General features: G+C 46.2%; 23 protein-coding genes. 9 read left to right on the top strand and 14 right to left on the bottom strand.

Annotated elements, in window-relative coordinates:
• Nucleotides 1-50 precede the first annotated feature (50 nt).
• Nucleotides 51-290 carry a YdcH family protein gene (locus tag NB463_RS04655; RefSeq protein ID WP_005392770.1) on the bottom strand — a complete coding sequence of 80 codons (240 nt, stop codon included), beginning with the start codon at nt 288-290 and terminating at the stop codon, nt 51-53.
• A gap of 232 nt (nt 291-522) precedes the next feature.
• Between NB463_RS04655 and NB463_RS04650 the strand changes: the two genes are divergently transcribed.
• Nucleotides 523-1560, top strand: coding sequence for a DUF4382 domain-containing protein (locus tag NB463_RS04650; RefSeq protein WP_258431926.1), 1038 nt, complete (start codon nt 523-525; stop codon nt 1558-1560).
• Between the two features lie 114 nt (nt 1561-1674).
• Here NB463_RS04650 and NB463_RS04645 read toward each other — a convergent pair whose 3' ends face one another.
• Nucleotides 1675-2544, bottom strand: coding sequence for an AraC family transcriptional regulator (locus tag NB463_RS04645; RefSeq protein WP_006741415.1), 870 nt, complete (start codon nt 2542-2544; stop codon nt 1675-1677).
• Nucleotides 2545-2669: 125 nt separating this feature from the next.
• On the opposite strand from NB463_RS04645, the gene NB463_RS04640 reads away from it, so the two are divergent.
• Complete coding sequence (locus NB463_RS04640; RefSeq protein ID WP_258431925.1) at nt 2670-3818, top strand: aminotransferase-like domain-containing protein; 1149 nt, start codon at nt 2670-2672, stop codon at nt 3816-3818.
• A 412-nt stretch (nt 3819-4230) separates the two neighbouring features.
• Nucleotides 4231-5259, top strand: a complete 1029-nt coding sequence (locus NB463_RS04635) for a hypothetical protein (RefSeq protein ID WP_258431924.1) — start codon at nt 4231-4233, stop codon at nt 5257-5259.
• 103 nt (nt 5260-5362) lie between these two features.
• Here the strand turns inward: NB463_RS04635 and NB463_RS04630 are convergent, their stop codons facing one another.
• On the bottom strand, nt 5363-5692 hold the full coding sequence (locus tag NB463_RS04630; protein ID WP_005392758.1) for a DUF4156 domain-containing protein: 330 nt from the start codon (nt 5690-5692) through the stop codon (nt 5363-5365).
• Between the two features lie 195 nt (nt 5693-5887).
• Between NB463_RS04630 and NB463_RS04625 the strand changes: the two genes are divergently transcribed.
• On the top strand, nt 5888-6598 hold the full coding sequence (locus NB463_RS04625) for a lipoate--protein ligase family protein (RefSeq protein WP_258431923.1): 711 nt from the start codon (nt 5888-5890) through the stop codon (nt 6596-6598).
• A 62-nt stretch (nt 6599-6660) separates the two neighbouring features.
• Here the strand turns inward: NB463_RS04625 and NB463_RS04620 are convergent, their stop codons facing one another.
• The 3 genes from NB463_RS04620 to NB463_RS04610 are packed head-to-tail and all read right to left on the bottom strand — an operon-like array spanning nt 6661 to nt 10358.
• Nucleotides 6661-7698, bottom strand: coding sequence for an HlyD family secretion protein (locus NB463_RS04620; protein ID WP_074190450.1), 1038 nt, complete (start codon nt 7696-7698; stop codon nt 6661-6663).
• Nucleotide 7699: 1 nt separating this feature from the next.
• Nucleotides 7700-9016, bottom strand: a complete 1317-nt coding sequence (locus NB463_RS04615; protein WP_258431922.1) for a glycosyltransferase family 2 protein — start codon at nt 9014-9016, stop codon at nt 7700-7702.
• Entirely contained in the window at nt 9003-10358 is a 1356-nt protein-coding gene (locus NB463_RS04610; protein WP_258431921.1) for a diguanylate cyclase domain-containing protein, read from the bottom strand. The genes NB463_RS04615 and NB463_RS04610 overlap by 14 nt, the downstream gene beginning before the upstream one ends.
• 718 nt (nt 10359-11076) lie before the next feature.
• On the opposite strand from NB463_RS04610, the gene NB463_RS04605 reads away from it, so the two are divergent.
• Nucleotides 11077-12615, top strand: a complete 1539-nt coding sequence (locus tag NB463_RS04605) for a DEAD/DEAH box helicase (protein ID WP_258431920.1) — start codon at nt 11077-11079, stop codon at nt 12613-12615.
• 103 nt (nt 12616-12718) lie between these two features.
• On the opposite strand, the gene NB463_RS04600 is transcribed toward NB463_RS04605, so the two are convergent.
• On the bottom strand, nt 12719-15598 hold the full coding sequence (locus NB463_RS04600) for an amylo-alpha-1,6-glucosidase (RefSeq protein WP_258431919.1): 2880 nt from the start codon (nt 15596-15598) through the stop codon (nt 12719-12721).
• 219 nt (nt 15599-15817) lie between these two features.
• Here NB463_RS04600 and NB463_RS04595 point away from each other — a divergent pair, with 219 nt between their 5' ends.
• Nucleotides 15818-16729 carry a LysR family transcriptional regulator gene (locus NB463_RS04595; RefSeq protein ID WP_020841841.1) on the top strand — a complete coding sequence of 304 codons (912 nt, stop codon included), beginning with the start codon at nt 15818-15820 and terminating at the stop codon, nt 16727-16729.
• Here the strand turns inward: NB463_RS04595 and NB463_RS04590 are convergent.
• Complete coding sequence (locus NB463_RS04590) at nt 16682-17617, bottom strand: LysR family transcriptional regulator (protein WP_065645981.1); 936 nt, start codon at nt 17615-17617, stop codon at nt 16682-16684. The genes NB463_RS04595 and NB463_RS04590 overlap by 48 nt on opposite strands.
• 199 nt (nt 17618-17816) lie before the next feature.
• Here NB463_RS04590 and grxB point away from each other — a divergent pair, with 199 nt between their 5' ends.
• Nucleotides 17817-18446 carry a glutaredoxin 2 gene (grxB, locus tag NB463_RS04585; protein ID WP_029825713.1) on the top strand — a complete coding sequence of 210 codons (630 nt, stop codon included), beginning with the start codon at nt 17817-17819 and terminating at the stop codon, nt 18444-18446.
• Between the two features lie 10 nt (nt 18447-18456).
• On the top strand, nt 18457-19581 hold the full coding sequence (locus NB463_RS04580; RefSeq protein ID WP_258431917.1) for an alkene reductase: 1125 nt from the start codon (nt 18457-18459) through the stop codon (nt 19579-19581).
• Between the two features lie 82 nt (nt 19582-19663).
• On the opposite strand, the gene NB463_RS04575 is transcribed toward NB463_RS04580, so the two are convergent.
• The 3 genes from NB463_RS04575 to NB463_RS04565 are packed head-to-tail and all read right to left on the bottom strand — an operon-like array spanning nt 19664 to nt 22050.
• Complete coding sequence (locus NB463_RS04575; RefSeq protein WP_258431916.1) at nt 19664-20722, bottom strand: zinc-binding dehydrogenase; 1059 nt, start codon at nt 20720-20722, stop codon at nt 19664-19666.
• A gap of 4 nt (nt 20723-20726) precedes the next feature.
• Nucleotides 20727-21239, bottom strand: a complete 513-nt coding sequence (locus NB463_RS04570) for a 2,4'-dihydroxyacetophenone dioxygenase family protein (protein ID WP_053809405.1) — start codon at nt 21237-21239, stop codon at nt 20727-20729.
• 49 nt (nt 21240-21288) lie between these two features.
• A complete protein-coding gene (locus NB463_RS04565) occupies nt 21289-22050 on the bottom strand; it encodes an SDR family NAD(P)-dependent oxidoreductase (protein ID WP_170892150.1) in 762 nt (253 codons plus the stop codon).
• A gap of 131 nt (nt 22051-22181) precedes the next feature.
• On the opposite strand from NB463_RS04565, the gene NB463_RS04560 reads away from it, so the two are divergent.
• On the top strand, nt 22182-23183 hold the full coding sequence (locus tag NB463_RS04560) for an AraC family transcriptional regulator (protein ID WP_170892151.1): 1002 nt from the start codon (nt 22182-22184) through the stop codon (nt 23181-23183).
• 62 nt (nt 23184-23245) lie between these two features.
• On the opposite strand, the gene NB463_RS04555 is transcribed toward NB463_RS04560, so the two are convergent.
• The 3 genes from NB463_RS04555 to ehuR all read right to left on the bottom strand — a co-directional run bounded on the left by NB463_RS04555 (nt 23246) and on the right by ehuR (nt 26643).
• Nucleotides 23246-24523: a TRAP transporter large permease gene (locus NB463_RS04555; protein ID WP_005392736.1), complete on the bottom strand. Its 1278-nt coding sequence runs from the start codon at nt 24521-24523 to the stop codon at nt 23246-23248.
• The gene (locus NB463_RS04550; protein ID WP_170892152.1) at nt 24520-25077 is read right to left on the bottom strand and encodes a TRAP transporter small permease; all 558 of its coding nucleotides are present in this window, start codon (nt 25075-25077) and stop codon (nt 24520-24522) included. Before NB463_RS04550 ends, NB463_RS04555 begins: the two co-directional genes overlap by 4 nt.
• A 132-nt stretch (nt 25078-25209) precedes the next feature.
• Entirely contained in the window at nt 25210-26643 is a 1434-nt protein-coding gene (ehuR, locus tag NB463_RS04545; protein WP_170892153.1) for a MocR-like ectoine utilization transcription factor EhuR, read from the bottom strand.
• Between the last annotated feature and the right edge of the window lie 177 nt (nt 26644-26820).

Genomic DNA, 26820 nt, shown 5'->3' with positions numbered 1-26820 from the left:
CTTGAAACTAAAATCGGCTCGTAGATTACGAGCCGATGATCATTGCGTCGCTAAGAGCCCATAATTCTCGAGTGGAGCCAATCCTTGAGCTCAGCTCGATTATGTTTTAACACGTTCATTTCGTGATCATCAATCGGGCTTCCTTGCAGTTCTAGTACGCGGATTTCCTTATCTAAAGCATTGTAGTTTTTAACGGTTTCAGCAAATGATGCATCGTTTTCGGCAAGCTGAGTAATGGTATCCAAATGTTCTGGGAATTCATGAGTTAATGAGTGATTTTCACCTAACATAGAGACCTCTTGGCTAGAGTTATTGATGTATATCTCCGCTCATTTTTTGAGCGACACATTCTTAACCATAGCACTTCATTGAGCACAATATCGTCGATTTGAGCACACTTTTACTGAACGTCTTAATGATGGTTCGTCACTGTTTTCGACCCGGTAACTCCGCTCATTGTTATTCTGTATTTTGTCAATAATCAGCTACATTTAATACACTTCTCATAAAAAGGTACATCTAATGAACAGCATGAAAATTGGCCTAATCAGTGCATCAATAGCCGTTGCACTTATTGGCTGTAATTCAGACAGTGACTCTGTCAGTACAATGACTCCTGTTACTTTGTCTGTATCAGATGCCCCTATTGATGACGTATCAGAAGTGGTGATCACATATAACAAAGTTGCATTTCTTCCTCTTGATGGTGGCACACCACAAGTATTCGATGTGTATAAAACAAACGAAGAAGGCAATTTGGTCGACGAAGATGGTAACCCCCTTCCCGATGGTGAAGATCCACTCCCACTAAGTGTTAACTTACTCAACTTCCAAGGCAGTGACGCGCAGGAATTGGTAGATGATGAACCGATACCAACTGGTAATTATAAACTCTGCGTGTTTGCTAATGATGGCGATCATCCAAACTACCCATCGTATGTGATTGACGAAGCGACAGGAAATCAAATCCCACTGACCGTCAAAGGTGATGGTGCTTGCCCACAAGGTGTCGGAAAGGATCCTGACTCTGGAGTACTGTTCTTTAACAACACCTTTGTAGTCAACCCTGACAATAATGAGTTCGTAGTTGAATTTGATCTGCGCCGTGGCTTAAAAGACGGAACAGGCCAAAACGAAGGCTACAGCATTCAACGCACCTCCGTCACTTTAATTAACACGGTTACAACGGGGGAGATTCTGGGTGATGTCGCAACATTGACCTATCAAAGCTGCGAAACGGATACCCCAAGTGCAAATGGATATTCGCACGCGGTCTACTTATATCAAGGAAATATCGCCGAAGAAAACATGGGGCCATTTGCCGGCGCAGAAGGCCAAGCAATGCCAATCGCAGCAGCGAACGTGGTTCAAGACGTTGATGATGCAAATTACGAGTACGAATTCGGTTTTGTAGAACCTGGTACTTACTCGGTCGGTTATACCTGTACGGCAAATGACGATTCTGAAGAAGGTATTGTCGCTGGCGAAACTTTCAGCATTTATCAATCAACTAGCGGACTTAACGTATCCGTTGGTACTGATACAGACGCAAACTTTTAAGATCCCCTAGAAATGGCAGAGTCAGCACAAGCTCTGCCTTTTCTTCATGGCGCTCTTGGTCAGTTCTTTGCTCACCATAAACCGACTCACACGATAATACGTTCATTTTCATCCTTAGAAGAAGCTAATGGGCAGATAGAAATCCAGCTCAAACGCCTCATCATGGCTGAGAAAGTGATTTTTATGATAATGGACATAAGCGGGTGTAGAACGCTGTTTAAAGCCAGAGTTAGGCAACCACTTCTCTAGTACCATACTCAGTTGAGGAAGAAGCTCACCATATACGCCCGTTAAGCGAAAGACGGCATGTAAACCGCCTGGGATGGTCATTTGATTCACGACGCCGCGCACTTTGAGCGGCGTATCAATCGCCATACAAGCCACATAACGACACTTGTCGAGTTCGACCCAAGCAGGATTGGAGTGATGCAAGCCGTATTGAACCGAAAAGTCCCGATTCTCAGAACTTGCCCACGCTTTCAAAATCAGCCACGCGTTGCGAATGGAACGGCTATAACCCTCATGCCGTACATACGCCGCAAAGCGTTGTGGAACCTCCATAATTTTAGGTTCTGGCAACTCGCGTTTAGCAACACGATGATAACCCGCTGCTACTTCCGGATCCTTCAAATACGGTTTTTCTGCGACTTGTAAATCATGCTTTCTCCACGCACCAGGTGACATAGCGAACGTCGCTTTAAACGCTCGGCTAAAAGAAGATACCGAGCTAAAGCCGCACTTGTTAGCAATGTCTAACACCGATGAGCTGGTATCAAACATCAGTTGGTTGGCGGCGTATTCCATTCTTGTACGGCGGATATATTGATGGATGGACTCCCCCACTACATCTTTAAAAATACGATGGAAGTGTTGTTCAGAATAGGCTGCTACATCTGCTAGCTCTTTAGCCGATAACTCTCTGCTAATGTCCTGATGAATGTAAAACAACACGTCATTGATTCTGGAAACTTGTTGATGGCTCACGGAGTAAACTTTCGCTCAAATAGCATAAATGGACATATTTAACAGCATAAATGGACACACTAAGCTTGGCAATTTACCTATACTATTTCTGACATAAAAAAAGACAATTACGAGAAGCACAGCACATGGAAATCGCACAGTCATTACAACAAACTAAGTCATCCTACATTCGAGAGATCCTCGCAGCAGCGAGCGATAAGAACGTCATTTCTCTTGCGGGTGGCTTACCGGACGAAAAAACCTTCCCGATCGACTTAATGAAACCGACGCTCGAAAACCTCGCGAACATGCCAGAGGTATTTCAATACGGCGCAACAGCAGGCTACGCACCGCTACTTAACTTTTTGACCGATTATTACCAGCTACCAGAATCTCATTTGGCGATGATCACAACGGGTTCTCAGCAAGGGCTAGATTTGATTGCGCGTGCGTACGTGAATCCGGGCGATAAAGTGGTGATGGAAGCACCAAGCTACCTTGGTGCTATGCAAGTATTCGGTTTAGTGCAAGCCAACATCGTGACCGTTTCACAAACCGAGTGTGGCCCAAACCTTGAAGAACTTGAGCAATGCTTTGCTACGCAGCAACCGAAAATGTTCTACGCCGTGCCCGATTTTCACAACCCAACGGGCGTATGCTGGGCGCTAGAGACTCGCCAAAAAGTTGCCGAGCTTTGTATCCAATACGACGTGGCATTCATTGAAGACGCACCATACCGCGAGCTGCGTTTTTCTGGTGAAGCGCTTCCACTGGTTTCGGACTTCTGCCCACAGCACTCCATCGTATTGCGCTCTTTCTCCAAAATAGCTTCACCAGGCTTGCGTATTGGTGTAGTTACGGGCAAAAGCAGCTACCTTGAGCCACTCATCAAAATTAAACAAGGTGCCGATCTGCACTCTAGTATTCCTATGCAAGCTTTGCTGCATGGTCTGCTGCAACATGACAACTTCGAAACGCACATTTCAACCATCTGTGCGCTTTACAAATCACGTTACGATGTCATGTTTGCTGAGCTGCAAAAACAGCTGCCAGAAAGTTGCGTACTCAAACCCGTCGATGGTGGCATGTTCGTTTGGGTCGAGATTCCAGAATGCGACACCTTCGAACTGGCGAAGACCCTTCTCGCAAACTGGGTTGCCGTAGTGCCGAGCCCGGTATTTTATCCGGAAGGTTCAAAGGTAAAAGCCGCTCTGCGTCTTAACTTTACCAATGCCACACCAGAAGAGCTGACGACTGCTGTCACTCGACTTGCGGATGTACTCAACGCTTTGTAATTGAGCGCATACGTTAGAATCTGCCTTTGAGATTCGAAAAAGTCTCAAAGGCAACATCAAAAAAGTTCCCAAAAAAAATTTATATTTTTCTCTCAAATCAACTCTCTACAGTAAGTGCCTGTTTTCTCTTGATCCTCTCTCTCATATAAAAATGAGAACCTAATCACGTATTTGATGGTTAGAAAAGTTACGTCTATCTTTCAAACAAAAGACATCAACTTCGCAGCATTAATGTTCTCAATTTCAGACACTTTACTCAGTCGTGGCTTAGCGATTGAGTAAACGACTAGAAAGCATCTGCGGGCATACCCACTACGAAGGATTGACCAGAACCATTCTGAATGTCGCGAGCCAGTCTTTTGATTGGCAATTACGTCAGTGAATCGCACCAAATGACAGAGGGGTTATCAGGATGAACACTCGAACCACGACAGGACTCGTCACCACTGGCTGGTCCGTTATCTTTTCACTTTTTACCGCATTCGCCGCGTATGCGAATACGTCTCCAAACTGTAGTGATGTTTTAGCGGGCAACACAACTGCCGTATCGCAAAAAATGATGGTTTTACTGGGCGAAGACATCACTAAATCCAACCGCATCACCACAGTGATTCCAGCCGAAAACAATCCATTTGTGACCGAAGCACTGGTCTCGGTTTCCAACGATGTGTCACCCAATGGACGTTTGCCACAAAAGACATTGGAAGAGATCAGAAAAGTACGCTCAGATTTAGAAAAAGCCGCACAGGAAGTGAGTCGATTACAAGGTACTTTTGAAGTCGCATTTGTTAGCTTGATTGATGGTTACTGCCAGTTCTCGAACCACGAACTTACTCAGCATGCCAAAATCGACTTTGACCATTTGGAAGGTCTCACGTTGTATTCAATCCCCGCTTTGCTAGCAATGGTGGATCAATCTTACGCCATGGCAGAAAATAGAATTGCTAGCGAGCAGGAACAGTTAAGCAACATTGAGAAAAAACAACAGAGACAGAAACAGCAAGCCAGTGCTGCCGCAGCAGCGCGTTACCAAGACGGTAACGTGTTGGTGAAAGTCGAGAATTTTGATGGCTCTAATGTGACGTTTTCCGTCACTAACGTCGGTTCACAAGGTTCATTACAGCCAAACTTCAACACGTTTAATGCCTATCGCACCGAAAGCGGAGAGCTAGTGTATAAATCGGAGTCTTTGTTGAACTTAGCAGATACTGCGGGTAATACGCTTGAAACCATGGGAATCGCAGAGCTCTCATCACGAGGGGGAAACAACTTGTCAATCTCTCCGGGTGAAACCCGAAAATTCGTCACCAGTATCGCGTCAGAAGTCGCACCACACGCACAGTTAAGCTTAGAGTTCCCGGCCAAAGTATTAAATACCGAACAAGACTTCACGCTGTCATTTTCTGACACGACGGCTGTGGCTACAGCGAACGTAAATTAACTGAAAAGTGCTCATCACAACGCGCACAGACGTAAACTTGTTGTTTGGCAGCAAACTCAAAGACAGGCACATTTCGCCTGTCTTTGCTTTCGGAAAAGTAAAATTATGGCTGTTTGCACTTATAAGCATTGGCAAACATAGTAACCGATGTGGAGAAGTCCAACGGCTCATATAAATACAATGTATCTGCGCCCAAATCTGCCGCTTTGATGCGCATTTGGTTTAACGTACCCCAAACCATGTCTTTATCTGCGTGCAGCCAATAATCATAAAAGTGCCCTTCCGAGCCAATTACCGTTCCCATTAGCTCGCAGTTTTCAATCGCATTCACGTTGTCCCAAAGCACTTGGACTTGCTCAGATTCTTGGGTCGGGAACGTCACACATCCCGTCAATGATGCCGCTAACGCAAGACACATCACTCGCTTTTTCATAGTCATATCGCCTAAAAATTATTTAGATGGCGGATTTTATGAATTGCTTATGTGATGACCAACAAAATATTTCTATCGCCCCTTTAAATAGAAATAATGGAAGCGCAGAAAACTCTAAAGGCAGCGTATACCGCTAGTAATTACATGGTATCTAAGATAAAACAGTAGCGATAATATACGGATGAGGGATAGAGCTTGGTTTCTAAAAATAAGCTAATTCGCTATACGGCTACGGAAGTCGCTGATGCATTTGAAAAAGAAGATGAGCTCATTAAACAAGTTCAGTCCAACCAACTCTCGCAAGTGCTATTACTTTGGCAAGTAAAAAGCCCGACGCTCGTGCTTCCCGCAGGTAAAAAGTGGCCTATTTCTAACGAGTTAGAACATGCGTTAAATGCGTCTGGCTGGAAACTCTTTTCCCGTAAAACTGGCGGTGCCCCCGTCCCTCAAGTACCGGGTATTATTAATCTATCACACATCTATCACTGGCCAGACGGTGAGCCTTACGACATCAAGAAAGCGTATCTCGATTTGTGTGCGATTTTGACAGTTTTCTTTGAGCAACTGGGCGTGAAAGTAGATGTCCATGCTACGCCTTATTCCTACTGCGATGGCGAGTACAACCTCAACATTGGCGGGCAAAAAGTCGTGGGAACCGCGCAGCGTGTTTTACTTAAAAAAGGCGGTGGACAAGTGGTATTGTCACAAGCATGCATTCTGATTGATGCCGACGTCGAGAAGATTGTCGAACCAGTGCGAATGTGTAATCAGCTTTGTGGTCATGACGATGATATTCGTGGTGATGTCCACACACCGCTCTTCCATCATATATCTGACCGCCCCTCGATAGATTCACTCTTTCAGCAACTGACTAGCGCGTTTTTAATGCATGCTAAAGGCAACTAAAGGCGCGTTAACAACCAAAATAAAAGGAGCTTTTCGCTCCTTTCCTACTCAATCAACCAACGTTAAAAGCGAACTTCCACTTCGACCCCTTCAATCCATCGACTTTTTTCCAACGGCTCATCAAAGCTCAGTGTGACTTTTAAATAGGCAGGCTGCCCTTCAAATGGGCTTTGAAGTTCTGAAGGCAATTTGTTCACAACCTCAACCGGCTTCGATACCGTCGCATTAAACTTTCGACCATCAGGAAATACGACTTTTGCTTTGGTTTCCATATTGCTGTATTCGAGGTATTTAGGATTTAGAAAAGCCGTAATTTCAGGTGTCACGTTGCGAGCAATCGTGAGCAATGGCGTATTTTCCGATACATTTTGCCCCTCATGCACATGAATATCGAGTACACGACCGTTCATAGGAGAACGGAAGGTGAGATCTTCTTGTTGAGCACGCTTTACTACCAGCTCACGCATTAAAGAACGATACTCTTGTGTCACTGGACCAGCCAACTCTAACTCTTCCAAGTTACGCATCGCATCCACATAAGCAATTTTCTGACTGCTTAACTGATTACTCAGTGAGTTATTCACACTCACAATAGCCGCGTAATCCACCTCAGACACTTGCCCTTTCTTTCTGTAAAGGTCGTATTTTTTCTGAATATCACGAACCTTCTTCAAGCCTTCGGCTGAGCTTTCAATAGCACTTTTGTATAGCTCATCAGTACTTTGCACCTGATTTTTAGACAGTTTCACCAGCTCATCTTTAATGAAATCAATCTCTTTATTCAACGCATTATCTTTTAACAACAGCAGCGCTTGATCCTGAGTCACTTCCGTACCGACATTCACAGGCACTGGCCCAACAATGGCAGAGCGAGTTGCCGTCACCGTAAGTGGATGTGACGTGATAATGGCAGGCGCCGTCACTAACACTTGCGTTCTAAACAAGTAATAAGCCATAAACAAAAGCGGACTGATTACAATCGCTAAAATCAAGTACCAACGGAGACGATAACCGCCACGCTTTGCCTGTCCGTAGACGACTTTCATCCCGTTCTCAGACTGCGGTTTGTTTTTCTTATCTAAGTGAAAGTTAACTTTCATACTAAAACTTTTTACCTCGCTTCAATACCCACCAAGGTGCCATACTCGACTCTTCATGACTTCTCCTCACAACTTCATTAACCATTGAGAAAGCGGTAATCAAACGCATGAAAAACTGGTAGACAGGGTAAAGAAATAACCATTTCGCTGACTTCAAATCCTCTTTTTTTCTCTCTGATACAAGCCCAATGTAGACAACAAAAATCAGAGCAGATAAGAAGAGGTAGACAAAATAGAGCATTAGCATCAACGCCAATACAAATTTAAGTGGATAGACAATCACCATGTACACGCTAAATATCACCACAAGCAGCGGCAATAAAACGTTTTGAATCACGCCATAAGCCAAAGTGAATAAGAAGTTTCCCCAACCAAGTAACCGTGGAGACAACCCTTCATTGTGTTTACGCAAAAACAAAAACAATAAATCGCCATCCCAACGCAGCCGCTGCAATACCAAACCTTTCAACGTATCTGGCACATCAGTATGGCCGATGGAGTGCGTCGAAAAGGCCAATTTATTATCAGGGTAACGACGTTTGTATTGCTTCAAGCGCATGGTTAAGTCGAGATCTTCTGCGGTATGCGTATCCCAGCCCCCCACTTGCTTAAGCAAGTTCTTCCGAAACGCTCCGAAGGCGCCAGAAATGTTATTGAGCACTCCCCATGTCGCCATCCCCGTTTTACCGGCTTGCATCGACAGCATGTACTCCAAGGATTGCATTTTGGTCAACAAGTTGGCGTTGTGGTTGCGAACTCTTAACGCACCACCGCTCGCAATCACATTTTTATCCGCAAACTGTTTCATCATGGTGAAGACCATGTCGTTATCGAAAGACGTATCTCCATCCACGTTAATGACGATTTCACCACTAGCCATTGATAAGCCGGCATTCAGTGTTGAAACCCGGCCTCCTCGTTGCCATTTGGGCAACACGCGCACTTTACGATTACGAACGCCTGCATGCCTTTTCTCACCATTTAACGCGGCTTGATAGGTATCTTGGTTTTGTACCGCCCCATCAACCACAGCAAGTACTTCAATATGACCTGGGTAAACTTGCTCAACTAACGTATCGATAGTGATCCCAATCGCATCACCTTCACCATAACAAGTAATAACGAAACTCACTGAAGGAAACCGCTTTAATTCTGGGTCTTCTTGCGCATATGACCAACGAAATATCCCTGTTAGCACCAGCAAATATAGAGGTAGCTCGATAATGATCATGACGGGAAACAGCAATAGCCATAACTCTTCGTTGTGAAGTAGCATACCTCGAAGATAGTAGAGCAGAACGAGACTATCTTGCAGCATAAATCTCACCCATCAGCGATTCCATCCAAACAGAAACACCGTCTTCAATGATCGGATCGGGCAGGTCCCAAGCAAAGACATCCAACTCAAACTCTTCGTCTTCAACAAGTTCACCCAGATCCGATAATTTTTGCTGTAAAATGGACAGGCTCGCGTTGGTCGTATTTGGCATTAGGACAAGCAACACATCCTGTTTGTACTGACAACAGATATCGGTATCTCTAAACAAGCTGCTAAGACGACGCGTCAGTTGATCCATCAATGAGAACAATTTTGCATCGCCATATTGCTTACCGTATTCATCGATCGTCGGTAAATGCAGTCCAAGTAGAAGGTGCTGTTCTTTGTGTCTCAGCGCGACTTTATTTAACCATGCAAGCAAATTTTGGAAAAAGCTGACTTCCACTTTGCCTTTGATCGAGAGTTCAGGAGCTTGAATGGACTTACCGTGTTGGAAAATGTATTCACCCACTTCACCAAGTCGATATTGGTAAATTTTACGGACAACAAGCTCTTCAACTTTGATCTTTGAGTCACAACTTAAACATTGACTGATCGTCGCCGCTTCAACAAATAAACTGGAGCAACTATTACAAACGTGGTTTTCAAGCGGGCGATCATAATCAACGCCGATATGGCGCAGCTGAGTCAAACATTTGGGGCACTCGAGCTTTCCACGGCGCTGAAAGCTGTGTTGTTCACCAACATGGCCACAAGTGAAGCAGTGCAAAGAGCTTTGAGAGTCGATATCGATGCTGCTGCAATCCGGGCACACCTCTACATAATTCAAGTGCCCGCTATTACATTGAGAACAAACACGAATTCTGTCGATCAGTACTTCCGCTTCTAATACTCCGCGACCTTGCTCTGAGAGCACGTATCGATAAGTCGAATAAATATCAGGAAAGAACATATCGATGATTGGGTACGAATAAACCGACATAGACTCTAAGCTTTTTAAAGCAGTCACTCTTCGCTGACGATTGACCCCAAGCCAACCAATCAAAGGGTCTAACACTTCCGGTTCATCAATGGCATCGAGCTTATTTTGAATAGATCGCCAAATTTTTATTGATTCTCTAACTTCAAATACACCGTCGGTAACGCATCGAGAATAAGGGGTTTCCACGGAGACATAAACCGCCCAAGACCAACGCCCTTTCTGCTGATAAAACGCTTTCAGAGCAGTATCTATTTGGTGTGGATCTTGATAAGCAATACACACCATGCCACCGAGTCCCGTTGCCACCTCATCAATATGATTAACCAAAACCATATCTTCAGCTAACTCACTGACAGGCTGTTCACCAACCCAGTAGAAATTGTTATTTATTGACGACATTTTATTAGTTCTCACAACCACAAAATTAATTCATAACATCAGAAATATAGAACTTGCAGTAACAAAGCACTCTAGGTAGACAAGCCTTGCCACCGTCAAATACAACAATAGAACAAATATTTAGAGAGCTTTAACTCAGGCAGTAAAAGCAGAAAGATCTCTGAATAGAGTGTGAAGGAGGCCGTGAGTAGAGAAATCGGATAGCAAAGCGCATAGTACAACCTTTTGTTAGCAAGCTGGGATAATAGTGCGATTTGATGCTGAATGAGATCCTTGCATTCACATCAAGCTCATTGTTTTATATCAGTCGATTCCTTTCTGCTCAGCATTTAACCACACCGACATGTATCAAATCTGAGACTTGGTAATACTTTACTAATTAATTTCCATTAAAATTGAGTGGCAAAACACTGAATAACATTCAATCATTCTGATTATTTATCAAACAAGTATTTTTAAGCCGTTTGAGTGATTAATAATCACCATTTGTCTCGCTGTTTTTTCCGAAAGAACACGTAACACATTCAAACTACAGAATGAATCTACGTCACTTTTCTATGCTCTTTTTTGTTCAAAAAAGAAATGAGATCCAGTTCAAATATTTATCCATAACAGAATTAGTTGAAGCCAGCGCGTAAAAGCCTCAGAATGTCGCACTTTTCGTACCGATTTGTTTTCGGCGCGTTGTTATCTAACTCTACAATTGAGAATCATACATATGGGTTTTACCTCTTTAGGTCTATCTGCTCCAATCCTTAAAGCTATTCAAGAAAAAGGCTACGACACCCCTTCGCCAATTCAGGCAAGAGCAATTCCTGCTATTTTGGAAGGGAAAGACGTAATGGCAGCAGCGCAGACTGGTACAGGTAAAACTGCAGGCTTTACGCTACCGATTCTTGAGCGTTTATCGAACGGCCCTCGCGTTCGTGCTAACCAAGTTCGTGCACTTATCCTAACGCCAACACGTGAGCTTGCGGCTCAGGTGCAAGAAAACGTGTTTATGTACAGCCGTCACCTTCCACTAAGCAGTGCAGTTGTTTTTGGTGGTGTGAAGATCAACCCGCAAATGCAGCGTCTTCGCAAAGGTGCGGATGTGTTGGTCGCGACACCAGGCCGCCTGATGGATTTGTACAACCAAAATGCAGTGAAGTTCGACCAACTGGAAGTGCTAGTACTGGACGAAGCAGACCGCATGCTGGATATGGGCTTTATCCGCGATATTCGCAAAATCCTAGCCCTGCTACCAAAACAGCGTCAGAACCTACTTTTCTCGGCGACTTTCTCGGATGAAATCCGCGACCTTGCGAAAGGCTTGGTGAACAACCCGGTTGAGATTTCCGTTAACCCGGCAAACTCGACGGCGAGAACGGTTGAGCAAAGCATCTACCCAGCAGACGTGAAGAAGAAAGCACCGATGTTGGTTAAACTGATCAAAGACGGCGATTGGAAGCAAGTGCTGGTGTTTACGAAAACGAAACACGGCGCAAACCGTCTGGCGAAGTTCCTGATCGAACAAAACCTACCGGCTGCTGCCATCCACGGCAACAAGAGCCAAGGCGCGCGTACCAAAGCACTGGCGGATTTTAAATCGGGTGAAATTCGTGTGTTGGTCGCGACGGACATTGCTGCGCGCGGTATCGATATTCCTCAATTACCGCAAGTGGTGAACTTTGAGCTACCTAAAGTGGCAGAAGACTACGTTCACCGTATTGGTCGTACTGGCCGCGCGGGCGAAGTAGGTAAAGCGATTTCACTCGTGTGTGCGCTAGAAGCATCTGAGCTGTTTGCGATTGAACGTTTGATTCAAGAAGTGCTACCACGTAAAGAGTTGGAAGGTTTTGCGCCAACCAATGTAGTGCCAGAATCTAAACTGGATACTCGCCCAATCAAACCGAAAAAACCTAAGAAGCCGAAAAAACCAAAAGCACCAAATGCTGCAAGTGAAAACGCCCCAGTAACCGAAAAGAAAGCAGGCAATGGTGCAAACAAACCTAAACGTCGCTTCAACGGTGGTAACAACGGCAACAAAAACAGCACCAACCAAGGCGGTGCGGGTAAGCCTAAAGGCAACCGTGAAGGCCAAGGTCGCGCAAACAGCAAGCCAAATGGCAATAAACCGAGTGGAAATAAACCAAACGGTAATATGAGTGGCAACGCTGGTAAACCGTCTGGTAACCGCAAGCCAAACAATACTAAGCCTGCAGGAAACAAACCATCAGGTCAGCGCCGTAAACCTCGTCCGCAGGCGGCAAACTAATCTGTAAACGGCCCCGATAGCAAATACAACAAAGCCGCTGATAATCTCAGCGGCTTTTTTTCTTAGAACACAGTTTTTTAGAACACAGCTTTATTAAAACAGCCTACATTATAGGTGTGATTCGAATATCTGCGATTTGCGCTTCGTTCTTTTCACCCTCAATACCACCAGCGTAGATGTAGGTTTCATTCGATGTGAGGTAACTCATATTGAAGTGATCCTTCAGCGCGATCTGATAGGTTTTCCCCTGCTCCAACGCCACTTCAATTGGCGTTGAGTAACGCATACCTTGGTTTTCACCAATATGGCCCATCTGCAAATAACCTTGACCAACCACTTTGCCTGCATCATCCAATACCTCTAACAATTTCAAGGTATTAGTGATGCCAGTATTAAGTTGCCCTAGGTTATTGTTGTACCAAGCATCGAACTGGTAAGTACCCGTTACAGGAGCTGTAAACGACTCTGCACCTTTTACGATGCCACTCTCTTTGCTCACCGTAACCACTGAGACATTGTCTTTGAGTGGCTGATATTCGCCATCAAGTTTGATGCGGATCTCTTCACCGACACAAACCGGCTGGCTTGGGTTAGAACGGAAGCCTTTATCGTTAATGCTTTCAGCCAAATAACAAGCAAAACCTGTTGGCGTATCGGAATAAGATTGAGCAATCACGTTCTTTTGAATCAGCTCGCCATTGCGATACAAGTTCACGTTGTACTTGCTCGTCACATCAATCGAAACCGAATTATCAACGCTTGTTACCACCAATGTTGGCTCTTGCGGAGAATAAACGCGGCTATCTTCACTCACATACGGTTTCACACCAGAAACTAAAGTAATGCTGCTATCTGCATTCACAAGCGCGCCCAGTGTCACGTGGAAATGCCCCTCTTCGTCCATCGTGACATTTTCAACTGGGTAGTAGCCTGTTTCATCTTTGCTTACTTCAGGCAAGTCAATCGTTACCGAGTAGTTCTTTCCTTTGAAGGCAAAGTTTTCCAACGTGATTTGTTCAGACTGAGCCAACAAGTTATTGCTCACCCAACTTGTGATAAATGGCTTCACTTCCAACTTACCTGTTTCGGTATGGATGCCGAATAGGGTCTCTACCACCATGTTCAAGTAGCCACCCACAGACCAAAGCTGACGCTGAGAGTTAATCACTGGGCCATCCAAGCTCGGATCTTCGCCATGATCACTATGGATGATGAATGACTTACCAGAAAGCCACTCTAAGTTTTCCATGTTGGATAAATTGGTCGCCGTACCACGAACCAACGATTGAATGGCATTGTTCGCTGCAGCTACGTTTTGTGTTTGATGCGCGGCACGCAAGCTGTACGCGGTAACAAATGGCCAAATTGCGCGGTTATGGTACACAGGCACGTCCGGTTGTTGAGGGAAATAAACCGGCACGCCAAACTCACTGTGTGGGTAATTGGCCATGATTTGTTTCGCCTGCGCATCACTTGCCACACCACTGATGATCGCAAGTGCTTCGCCCAACATGTCATATTTGTCGACCGCGATGTCTTTGCCATTATCAAACAAATAACTTACGTACATACCGCGTTCGGCATTCCAAAACTGCTCGTTGATAGCGTTTTTTAACTGCGCAGCCCATTCAGTGTATTTGACCGCGTTGGTTGAATCGTACTTCTCTGCCAACTTAGCCGCGAGCTGAATCGCGCGGTAGTGAACCACGTTTGTCGATAACGCTTTGCTGCTACCAATCGCATTGACATCGTTTGGCGTCCACGTTGAGTAAGTTTGCTCACGCCAATCGAGGAATGATTGCTCACCAGTGTATAAACCGGATTTCGCATCAAAAGCCGCCAGGCGATCGGCTTCAAGTGTATTACTGATAGCTTTATATGCGCGCTCAGCAAACTGGTTGTACTCTTCTCCATCCAATGCCGAAAGTAAGCGTTCTGCACCAAGCGCCCAAGTCGTGCGGTCGGTACTGATTGGCCAGCTACCGCCAGTGCCCGTGTCTTGCACAATCTGCTCGCCATCGTATTGCTGATCGGTCGTATCGCGGAAAGCGGACAATTTGAAATTCAAACCATTTCGCACGCGAGTTGGATTCATCAATGCAAGCGAAAGGTCTGCTGCGTACGCCAAATCACGCGTCCACACGTAATGCCACTTCGCGCCCGTCTCAAAAACTTCCGCTTTGATTGGGTTGTTGTAGTTGTAATTGCCGTCTTTGATTTCAGAAACGGCAAGCTGGTCTAGCTCTTTCATCGTCAACGCAAACAACGCGTCAAACGCGACATCACCCGACACCACTCGCGGCCCTGTTTGTTCATTAATCACTAAGCCTTGGTCGAGCGCATCACGCAATTCTGTCGTCGTTGAAATACCAAATTCACGCAGCTCAGCTTTAGGATCTTTCACCGAAAAAATCACGGTATCACTCGAGTCATCGTAATTGGCGAACAGTTTCACTTCTTTGCTCTGATGCCCCTCATGCACCATTGCAGGGTCGAGAATCGCATCAGAGTAGTATTTTTCCGCTTCTTCTTGTGTTGCTTTCGTCACAGTCATTGTCGCGCGACTTTCATCGGCAAAGCTCACAGAAAACTTGTAATACCCTTTGTCTTCAAACGTGATCTCAGAGTTGCAATCATCGTTCATACACGCTTCATTCGTGTCTGGTTTTGGCAGGTACTCCTGAGCTTTATCGAACGCCGCGGGCTCCTCAATGTAGGTGTATTGGATCTGCCAACCCGGATCAGCAATCTTGAACTGATTACTACCTCGAGCGACGCGCAGTACGGTTTCGTACTCGTTATTCCCCAAATAGTTTAGCTTGGCATGCTCTGCCGTGCCCCAATCCCCATTTAAACCACGTAAATATAAGTCGGCTGAAATAATTGGTTTGTCGACCGGCACAGGCGCATCAGAGGAATCTGACCCACATCCAGCAAGACCAATACAAGACGCGACAGCAAGCGCAATAAAACTCGGTTTCATGTTCATCCCTTAGATTGTTGTTTTGGCGACAGTCTAAAGAACACCCTTTTGAGGGGAAAATAGGAAGTCAGGAGCGAGCTATAGATAACATCTATACGTCAGACCCCAACAGTGATGTAGATCTATGAAATGCGCATAATTTCAATCAAATGAGATTACAGATTTGTGATTTATAAATGAAATTGTGCAAAATACCCCTCGTTCTTAGAGGGGAAGAAAATGGACAAATCTCTGCAGCAATTTTTACTGGTTGCACGCTGCCAAAGCATCAGCGCTGCGGCAAGAATGGCAGGGTTAAGCCAGCCAACGGTAACAAGCAATTTAAAGAAGCTGGAAGAGAATCTCGGCGTGACGCTGTTTGAACGTCACCCTAATGGCATGGTGTTGACCGAATACGGGCGCATCCTCTATCGCCATAGCAACGCGATGCAGCATGAATACAACCAAATGATGCAAAGCATTGATGAACGGAAACAATACCAAGTCGGAAAAATTAAAATGGGTACTGGCGATGCGTGGTGGCCACTGTTCGTCAAACAAGCACTCAATGAACATCTGACCAAGCAGCCTTCGGCATCTACGCACGTCGAATTTGGCAATCACTTAGGCTTGATGGATTCATTAATCAACGAACAGATTGAATTCTTCATCGGCCACGAGATTGTCGGCTTGTCGTCTAAATGCGATGTTACGTTTATTCCGCTATTTCAAACGGTTGATGCCTATTTTGTTTCCCCAAACCATCCACTGCTAGGGAAAACCGTCACCGAAGAGATGCTGCACGAATACCCCGCTCTTTCGGTCACTTATGACGCTAAGAAATTCGCTCACGTCATCGATAACCCAATCCCGAAACAAAATGAACGCGAAAGGCAGCAACTGGATGACCGACCGACTTACGAAGTGGATTCTCTGCTCGCCAGTATTGATGTACTGAAAGAAAGCGTCGCGGTGATGTCTTATACCCGCCATCTGCAACCGTATTTGGAATCTTTTGGCTTACGATGCTTAACCATGGAAAACGAACCAAACCCTGGCACCGTCGGGATTTATCGCCACCGCCGAGAAACCTCGGAATCGCATCTAGATCTGATTGCTGGCATTACTCAGCGCGCTAAGTTGCTCAACTAGAAAGTCCAAAAACAGGCGAACTCTTTTCGGTTGATATTGGCGGCTTTGATAAATGACATGCAGATCCGCTTCAGCGCCTTGCGAAAAGGCGCTGAAGTTTTTCATATACCCATCCAAAACCGTTACTAAACGTTGTTGTTTTAGGTCTTGCTGAATATCTAAAATCGATTTCAACGCAATCCCCGCACCGTCCAACGCCCATTGTCGAATCACTTCACCATCATCAGAAAAGCGCTTTGGCGTGACCGTGATCGTTTGGTGAGACTCTTCATCTTTAAAGTGCCACGTTTTTAATTCTTCATTGCTGCGCACCATGGCTAAGCAGCGATGATCCGCGAGATCTTGAGGACAGTTTGGGATACCTTGCTTCGACAAATAATCAGGTGACGCGCACAGCACGCGTTGACTCGATGCCAGCTTGCGCGAAATGAGATTACTGTCCGCTAACTCGCCGTAACGAATCACTAAATCGAGCCCCGATTCAGCCAAGTTCGACAAATTGTCATTAAGATAAAGATAAGGCGTCACATCTGGATATCGCTCAGAAAAAGCCGACACCATCGGCGAAATAATTTGTTTGCCAATATCTCGTGGAGCTGAAATTTTCAACGTTCCGCGCACTTGCGAAATACCCGTTTGCAGCAAGTTTTCCGTCTCTTTCACGCTATCAATGATGTTCAGACAAGCTTGATGGTACATTGCCCCGGCGTCCGTGAGTGATACATGGCGGGTACTTCGATTGAGCAGCTTTACGCCATAGCGTTCTTCTATCGCTTGCAGCCTTGCCGTTACCGTCGCCGGAGATAAACCTAACTCCCTTCCCGCCGCTGCCAGACCTTGATGTTTAACGATGCTGACAAACAACGTCATATCCGAAAACTTATCCATCTTCGCGCCCTTATTATTTGGAAAAACTGAACAATCAATTCAGATATTACCCAATTATCAAATTAAGTCGAATCCATATACTGACCCTATCGACATTGTTTAGACCCAGAACGTTATGTGGCAGGGAAAAGTTAAACGCCGTAACGCTGTTCAACGCACAACAACACGCCCTGCCCAGCCAAGAGATAGGAAACAAAAAATGAAACTGTACATTTATGAACATTGCCCCTTTAGCGCCCGCGTCCGTTTTGTTGCAGGCATGCTGAATATTCAGCTCGACGTCATCAACATTGCTTATGACGACGAGAGCACCACCACAAACATCATCGGCGCAAAACAAGTTCCTCTTTTGATCAAAGACGATGGTGAAGCCATGGCGGAAAGCTTAGACATCATCAACTACTTCCTTGAATTGGCATCTTCCAATGAAAGCAGCCAACCCTCAGCACCGGTTTTAGACTGGCAAAAACAAGCGTTTTTACCGCTACAAAAAGTCGGGTATCCGCGTTGGTCAAACATGACGTTACCGGAATTTGCAACAGAAACCGCTAAACAAGCATGGCGTGCAAAAAAGGAAACCGAAGCGTTAAATTTTGAAGCTTTGATTAACGATACACCTGCGATTGCGAAAGAAGTCGCCGCTTTGATAGAACAAACCAAACCCTTGCTCAACCTAAGTTCAGAAAAGCAAACGTCATTGGTTGATCAAGCCATTATGTTCTCCATTCTACGCGGTTTTTTCAGTGCGCCCGAAGTGCAATGGGATCCAGCCGTACTTCACTGGATGGCAACCGCTCGTAAAGCGACCAACGTGCCAGTACTTATCTAAGGAGCGCAACATGAAACAAAGACCAAATAAGCTGTTTGAACCAGCTCAACTGAAATCGTTGTCACTACAAAACCGTATTGTCATGGCACCAATGACTCGCGCACGCACCACTCAGCCGGGCAACATCCCGAATGAGATGATGGCAACGTATTATCAACAGCGCGCTTCTGCCGGGCTGATCATTTCCGAAGCCACACAAATTTCGGACGATTCTCAAGGCTATTCGTTCACACCTGGCGTTTACACCGATGCGCAAGTGGCGGGCTGGCAAGGTGTGACCCAAACGGTCAAATCACATGGCGCAGCGATGTTTTGTCAGCTATGGCATGTGGGCAGAGTGTCTCACCCAACATTCCAAAATGGTGAACAGCCTATCGCGCCATCTGCGCTCGCTCCGGTAGAGACGCAAGTTTGGATTGCGGATGAACAAGGCAACGGCAATATGGTCGACTGTGTTGAGCCACGCGCCATGACACAAGCGGATATCAACCGAGTTGTCGGTGATTTCGCGAACGCAGCCAAACGCGCCATTGAATCGGGTTTTGATGGTGTAGAGATCCACGGCGGGAATGGGTATCTGATCGATCAGTTCTTAAGAACCAACTCAAACCATCGAACAGACAACTACGGCGGTTCACGAGAAAATCGTATCCGTTTTCTTATCGAAGTAGTGGAGGCAGTTATCGCCGCTGTTGGTGCGCATCGAGTTGGAGTGAGATTGGCACCATTTATTACGTTTAAAGATATGGACTGCCCAGATATCGTGCCAACAATCTTGGAAGCATCAAAACAACTGCAGGATCGTGACATCGCCTACTTGCACTTGTCCGAGGCTGATTGGGCCGATGCACCAACGATCCCAGAGACGTTCCGAATCGAACTTAGAAAGCGCTTTCGCAACGCTATCATTGTCGCAGGTCGCTACGATCCTCAACGAGCAAACGAAGTGTTAGAGAAAGGTTACGCGGATCTTGTCGCATTCGGACGGCCGTTCGTAGCAAACCCAGACTTAGTCTCTCGCTTGCAACATCACCATCCGTTGGCAGAACTCGATGGCTCAACGTTGTTTGGCGGAAACGAACGAGGCTACACCGATTACCCTGCTCTGCAACAGGAATGCGCAGAACAGGCCTAACAAAAAAGCCCCAACCTAGCAGCTACGGTTGGGGCTGTCACCAAACTAAAATTGGTTTTAGCTAGCTTAATCTGGCTAAGAGTTAAATCACTTCTAACGCGCCGCGGCGCCAAGGTTCGATAACGACTTTGATGTGGTCATTTGGCGTCATTAACTGTCTAAACGCATCTTCCACACCATCGATTCCCACTTTGGCGGTGAGCATTTTCTGCCAAGGCAACTTATGTTCGGCAATCGCTTGTAGGCATTGCTCAAACTCGTGCGGTTGGTAGTAGTAAGAGAATCTCAAATCGAGCTCTTTTACCGTAGCGTACGCGTAGTTAATGATTGCGGGTGTCGTATGGATACCCGAGATGACGATTCGCGCTCGGGCAGGAGCGCGGCGCATAAAATCGTCAATCAAGGTATGCTTGCCCACACACTCATAAATGACCAGACGTGAGTTCATCGCGTACTGCTCACCAACGGCGATCTCGTCTTCCTTGGTCGGGTTGATCAATCGATTTGCGCCAAACTCGCTAGCAAGTTGCAGCTTCTCTTCCTGAAGGTCGACCGCAAGAATATTGCTCACACCGCGTTGTTTCAGTGCAGCAATCACCGCCAGCCCTATAGGGCCGCAACCGACAACCAGCGCTGTGTCTTCCGTTTCGATTTCACTGCGATTGACCGCGTGCAAACCGACCGCCAGTGGTTCGGTCAATGCCGCCGCCTCGGACGGCATTTCGTCGGGCACTGGCAGTAGGAGAGCTTCATCAAGAAGGAAATACTCAGAGTAAGCGCCGTAAGTACCCGGAGTGACACCAACGCCTGCGCCATTTTGGCTGAGCAACATCGGCACAGAGGTGACTCGGCTACCGACAGGCAACGTTTGCTGCGTATCGGCACCGTATTCGACAATTTCCGCACAGAATTCATGTCCCAACATCACTTGAGCGTGCTCACCTACTTTATCAGGCATCAACCCGAGCTGGTAGAATACATCAAACACCTCATCCGCGTGTCGAGTAATGTGTAGGTCGGAGCCATAAATCCCACAGGCGAGACTACGAACCAACACTTGTCCCGCTGCGGGTTTGGGGATTTCGACTTGCTTCAGGCGGACACTACCATCCTGCATTACGATACTGTTCATCTGTTGCATGGGGTTACTCCGCTAGCTCATCACTCAGGGCAGCAATCGCACCCGGTTTGATATAGCGCGCAGTGAAGCCTTGCGCTTTGGCAGCGGCAACCACCACTTGCTCAATCCAACCTGCATCCATGATGTTGATAAAGTTACCCTCTTCGTCAAAGTTAATGTTCGCACCTTGGATCACCATAAAGCCATCTGCGCCACCCGACTCTTCTGGACAGTGAAAGGTATGAATCGAACCGCCCGGCTCATATAAGTAGCTACCAGCGGTTTGGACTTGGTCTGGATACTCGATGTAGTGCCACGCGCCACTCAGTGTATAGAAATGCACCACACCAGTATGGAAGTGCTTAGGCAGAGTCACGCCCGGTTTGAACTTGGCGCGAATCACCCACGTACCATTTTCTGGGTCAAGAAACAGCGGGTAAACATCAACACCCGGTAGCGCGTCTTTAATGATCGACTCTTCATTAGTATTAAGAGTTAATAGGAAATCTTGATGCTGAATAACTTCTGGTAATGACATAACTTACATCCTCACTATTGCTGTAATTTGGCGTGCTCGCCTATTCCATCTATCCCATGAGCGGGTACTTAAAATTCTCGAAACCGTCAGATGCGCTAATGGTGCAGCCGTTGATACAGTTGGCTTTCTCGCTGACAAGAAACGCTACCACGTTGGCAATCTCTTCTGGTTGCGTGAAGTTTTGGCGCATCTGTTCTTTGCGGATGTGGTTCCACAAGCCGATCTCTTCGTATTGCCTTAACATCGGAGTATCGACACGTCCCGGAGCGACGGCACACACACGAATATCCAGAGGCGCTAACTCTAGAGCGGCGCATTTGGTCATCATATCGACTGCGGCTTTACTGACGTTGTAGGTAAACGTCATCTCGGAGGCCATTTGGGCGTAAACGGAAGAGGTATTGAGGATCACGCCCGGTGTCCCTTGCGCTTGGAATTGTCGTCCAGCGGCGAGAATGCCATAGTAAACGCCGTTTTGGTTGACTTTAGAGATAGGCTCAAAGTCGGCGATAGGATCATGTTCAAGCAGAGGTTTCGGTGCGCCGATACCTGCATTGTTGACCATGATGTCAAGTGAGCCAAATTGTTCGACCGCGTACCTCACCATGGCTTCGACTTGTTGGTAATCGGTGACGTCCGCAACAAAGGTTTCCAACTGCTTAGAGCCAAAACTTGCGTACATTTGCAGTGATTGATCTGAAATATCGACAGCAAGCACTTTGGCTCCTTGCTCTCTTAGCTTTGCAATAATAGCTTGCCCAATTCCACCCGCAGCGCCAGTCACGATGGCAGTTTTATTGATAAGTTCCATACAGCTTCTCATCCATGCGTTGTTGTTATCGAAATGTAACTTAGATCAACTCACTGGCACTCACTTGACCCTTTACGAAGTAAATTTGATACATTGCGATTTACAACCTGTTAACATTTAAAAATCGAGACATGTATATCGTACGAAGTGGCGCTGCCGATAAATTTGATAGCTTGGTTTCAGAATTAGGTCAGAATCCGCAAGAGATAATGGCCGCTGTTGGCCTGTCTGCCGCGCAGTTTCGCGATCCCGATACCTATCTCGCCTACCCTAGGTTGGCTGAATTACTGGAAGAAGCGGCTGCTCGTTGTAAGCAACCGTTGTTTGGTGCGTTACTCGCCGAGCGCCAAAACCTGCAAAGTTTAGGCGATTTGCCGATGCTGGTTTCTCGTGCTGAAACGGTCGGTGATGCATTGGCGCGGGTGAATGATTATCTCTATTTGCATTCGTCAGGCGTTACTCTCAACATGACGCCACAAGATGATTGGGTACGATTGTCGCTCAATATTGATGTGAATAGTGACCGCGGTATTGCGCAGTTGATGCAGCTAAGTGTGTCACACTTAGCCATGTTTATCGCCAGTTTGCTCGATATTGAAGCAAGCCACTTCGCGCTACATTTGACTCAACACGCAACATTGGAAGTAGAGCAAAGCAAGTTTGCCCAACAGAACAAACTGCGTTTTGGTGATAAGTTTGACGGTGTATTGCTCAAAGCCAACCTGCTCAACGCTAAGAATCACCAAGACGAAGACGCACTGGATCGCCACTTTCAACAGCACCTCAAGTATTTGCAAACCCGCTATCCTAACAATCTGAGTGATCAAGCAGCGAATATGATTGGTCGTTTGTTGTCGACCGGAGAATGCAGCGTGGAGCGCGTTGCAAGAGCATTAGACCTGCATCCGAGAATGCTGCAAAACAAGTTGAAACAGCAGGAAACAAGTTATCGACAGTTGTTACAACAAGTACGACAGGATTTCGCCGAGCAGCGTTTAAGTGAGAATATTCAGAGTATTACCGATATCGCATTGCAACTGGGCTATGCAGAAACTGCGGTATTCAGCCGCCACTTTCGCAGTTGGACAGGAAAGTCGCCCAGCCAATGGAGACTGGAGAACAGGATAAGTTGAACAGTTTGAGAGCATAGATAAAAAGCCGCTGATATTCAGCGGCTTTGAGCGTTTAGTCGATACTATCGAAACGCTAGATCACGTAAGAAAAGTGAAATCGAAGGGAAGAAAATCAGCATCACGGAGACCAAAAGCAAGATGAAGACAAACGGTGGCGTGCCGCGAATCACTTCCACATAAGGGCGTTTAAACACGGCAATCGCGGTAAAGATATCGCAGCCAAACGGTGGTGTTGCAGAACCTATCGCAGCTTGCAAGGTCACGATGGTGCCGACCAGTACTGGGTCAATGCCAGAGGACTTAATCACAGGTGCAAAGATAGGGATCAAAATCAGCATCACTACGATTGGATCAACGAACATACAACCAATAAAGAACGCAATTGAAATAACGACCAGTAACTCGGTCTGCGAAAGATCATTAATCCCGATCATACCCAACAATTCTTGCGGGATCTGGGCAAATGAAATTACCCAAGAAAAAGCAGCCCCTGCTGCGACTAAGATAAATACCACCGCGGTAACCATGCCCGTAGAAAGCGCGATTTCGCCAAGCTCCTTCCATTTCACTTTACGGAAGATAACCATTTCTAATAACACAGCGTACAACACCGAAACCGACGCCGCTTCGGTAGGGCTAAATACTCCAGCATAAATACCGCCAACAGTAATGATCGGAAAACCAAATGGTAAAACCGCTTTACGTATTGTGGTCCAACGTTCTTTCCAGCTGGCTCGCGGGGCATTTTCTACAGAGCTTTTACCTGCATAAAAATAACAGTAGGCAGAAAACATCAATAAAATCACGATCGCCGGTCCAATACCAGCAATAAACAGCTCAGCAACCGATGTTCCAGACACCACACCATAGATGATCATACCGATACTCGGTGGAATAAGGAGCGCTAAGTCAGAGGCGTTAATAATCAAAGCCAGAGCAAAACTGTCTTTGTAACCATACTCCAACATTTTCGGTCGCATAATAGAGCCAACAGAAACAACGGTGGCTTGTGTAGACCCCGATACCGCACCAAACATCGCACAGCTAAGCGATGAGGTGATCGCCAGACCGCCACGAACGTGCCCAACAAACGCCATTGCGACATCTAGCAAGCGCGTTGCTGCGACGCCTCGGGTAATAATTTCTGCCGCGAGAATAAACATCGGTACTGCGATCAACGCAGCGGGTTTGATGCCAGCAAGCATTTGCTGGATCATAAAATCTGGCCCCAAGCCAAGAAAAACAATAAATCCCAACATGGTCGCCGCTAATAGCGGTACCAACATCGGAAAGCCAAAAGCCAACAACGTGATCATCGTTGCAACAAGAGCGGTCGTCATAGCGCTTTCTCCTGCTTAGTGGCAGAGCCGATGCCATCTGGTCGAGATGAGCGTGAAAGCTTTGTCAGCGTTATGAAACGTTTGATATGGCGACCACCCACACGCGCGAACTGAACCGTGCTAAAGAAAAGGCCAATCGGTGCGATTAAGTACACCCAACTCAAAGGTACTTGCATTGCAGGAGAAAGACGCCCCATTTGGCTCACCTTGCCAATGTATTGCCACGAATACCAAGTTAGCACCGCCACCAATGCGGCGGTGAGTAAATAAATAATGCCGTTGGCTAAAGTTTGTATACGCTTTGGAAGCATATCGGTAAATGCCGTCATACGGATATGGCGAGATTGGCGGGCAGCATAACTGCAACCAATAAACGTGACGGCGATAATGAGGAAATAATTGAGTTCTTCTGAAAAGTAGATGCTTTGGCTAAAGAGGTAGCGCCCTAACACGTTAGCAATTGAGTTCAACGCAATAAGAAGCACCGAGCCAATGAGCAGTGCCGCCTCCGATTTCTGTATATATTTATCTAGCCACTGAAAAATCCCTTTCATCCGCGCTGCTCCTGATCAACAAAAATGTTAATGAAACGTTATCTTTTTCATGACAATCAAGTCAATCAGGTGAATAAGAAAGATTTTCTGAACTTGGCGCTTTCGCAGAAAAAATTGGTCAGAGCATACTGCTCAGACCAAAAAGTGAGAGGTTGGAGGGTTTGTATCGAGAATTTCTGCAATCACAGATAACCCATGCTTAATGTAGCCTCGATTAGTCTCTGCTCCCAAACTGATTCGCACGTAAGGCATTGGCTGATTAGTATCGAGAACAAAAGGTTTATACCCCGTGATCTGCACCCCAGAACGCTTAGCCGAAGCGACCAGATCATCACTGCTCCACTGCTCGGGTAACCTCAACCAAATGTGCTGACCATTCGGGTGTGAGCTATAAACATGCCCTTCTAAAGTGGCTTTTGCTATTCGCTGGCGCTTGGCAAATTCATTGACTTGAAATCGAATAAGTCGATTTAATGTACCGTTCTCGATCCACAAATGAGCGACTTCAAACGGTAGCGGGGTCGCAGACCAACTCGTCGCAGCTAAACGGCCAATCGCATGCTGCAAAAAATGACGTGGGACCGTTAAATAGCCCGTACGCATACCTGGCGCTACGACTTTGGTTAAACTGGTGACATAAAAAGCCTGCTCGGGTAACAGTGCAGCGAGAGGTGGGACACGATTGGGCTCTAGTGCCCCATACACGTCATCTTCAATCACGTAGATATCATACTGTTTCGCAATATTTGCTATCGCCTCTCGGCGCACAATATCCATATGCGCACTATTCGGATTGGCCATGCTCGGTGTGCAACACAGCGCCTTGATTGGTTTGTGTTTACATGCCCATTCAAATGCATCCGGCGTGATACCAAACTCATCCATCTCAAGCGGCTGTAACTTAAATCCAAGCATTCTCGAGCGAGAGATCAAGCCATGATCGACTAAGTGGCCACAAGCGACTAAATCACCGTGTTCAACAACGGTGCTTAAAGCCAAGGTCAAGCCATGGCATGCACCATTTGTGAGTAATATTTGATCGGTACCAACGTCTAACCCTTGGCTACTGAGAAATCGCGCTCCGGACTCAATATGATGAGGCTGACCTGTTACTGGCTTTGCTTTACTGATCAAACTGCGATTGTTTGTTTGCCCAGCAATTTCCATTAACGCCTGATTAAAAAGCGTAATGTGCCGATCGGTTACTACCGGATGAGCGATCGACATATCAATTTCATCCGGCGTTTCTTTCATCTCTTGCGTCAGCATGAACTCCGTGTCCGTGCTTTCATCCACAAAGCCTGATTTTACAAACGTACCGTTTCCCACCCAAGACTCGAGCGCACCTTTTTTCTCTGCATAACCATATGCATGACTGACGGTTTGTACGCTCACGCCAATTTGCTCCGCAAACTCACGATGTGTGGGTAGTCGAGTACCGGGTTTTAGGTAACCACTGCGGACACATTCGACAAGATAATTGCCAATGGAGATGTACTTAGCGGTGCCTGGGCGAATGATCGGGTTCAAAGAAATTGTCATGACACAATATTTTAATTGATTCATTTTTAATGCTCATTGTAACTTCAATTTAACAAATGGCGAGTTTTTAGCCATCAAATGCGGTGTAATGCACAAAAATGAGCCACAATTGTAATGATTGACATGAGAAATATAGATTCAACAAACATGTTAAATGGCATCGTTTAATCCAAACCCAGCCGCAGTGGTGAGTTGCAATAG

This window comes from Vibrio sp. RM-41-2B (assembly GCF_024744415.1).
GTDB lineage: Bacteria > Pseudomonadota > Gammaproteobacteria > Enterobacterales > Vibrionaceae > Vibrio > Vibrio diabolicus.
The sequence above is the reverse complement of the archived record's forward strand: the minus strand, read 5'-3'. Positions and strand labels throughout refer to the sequence as shown.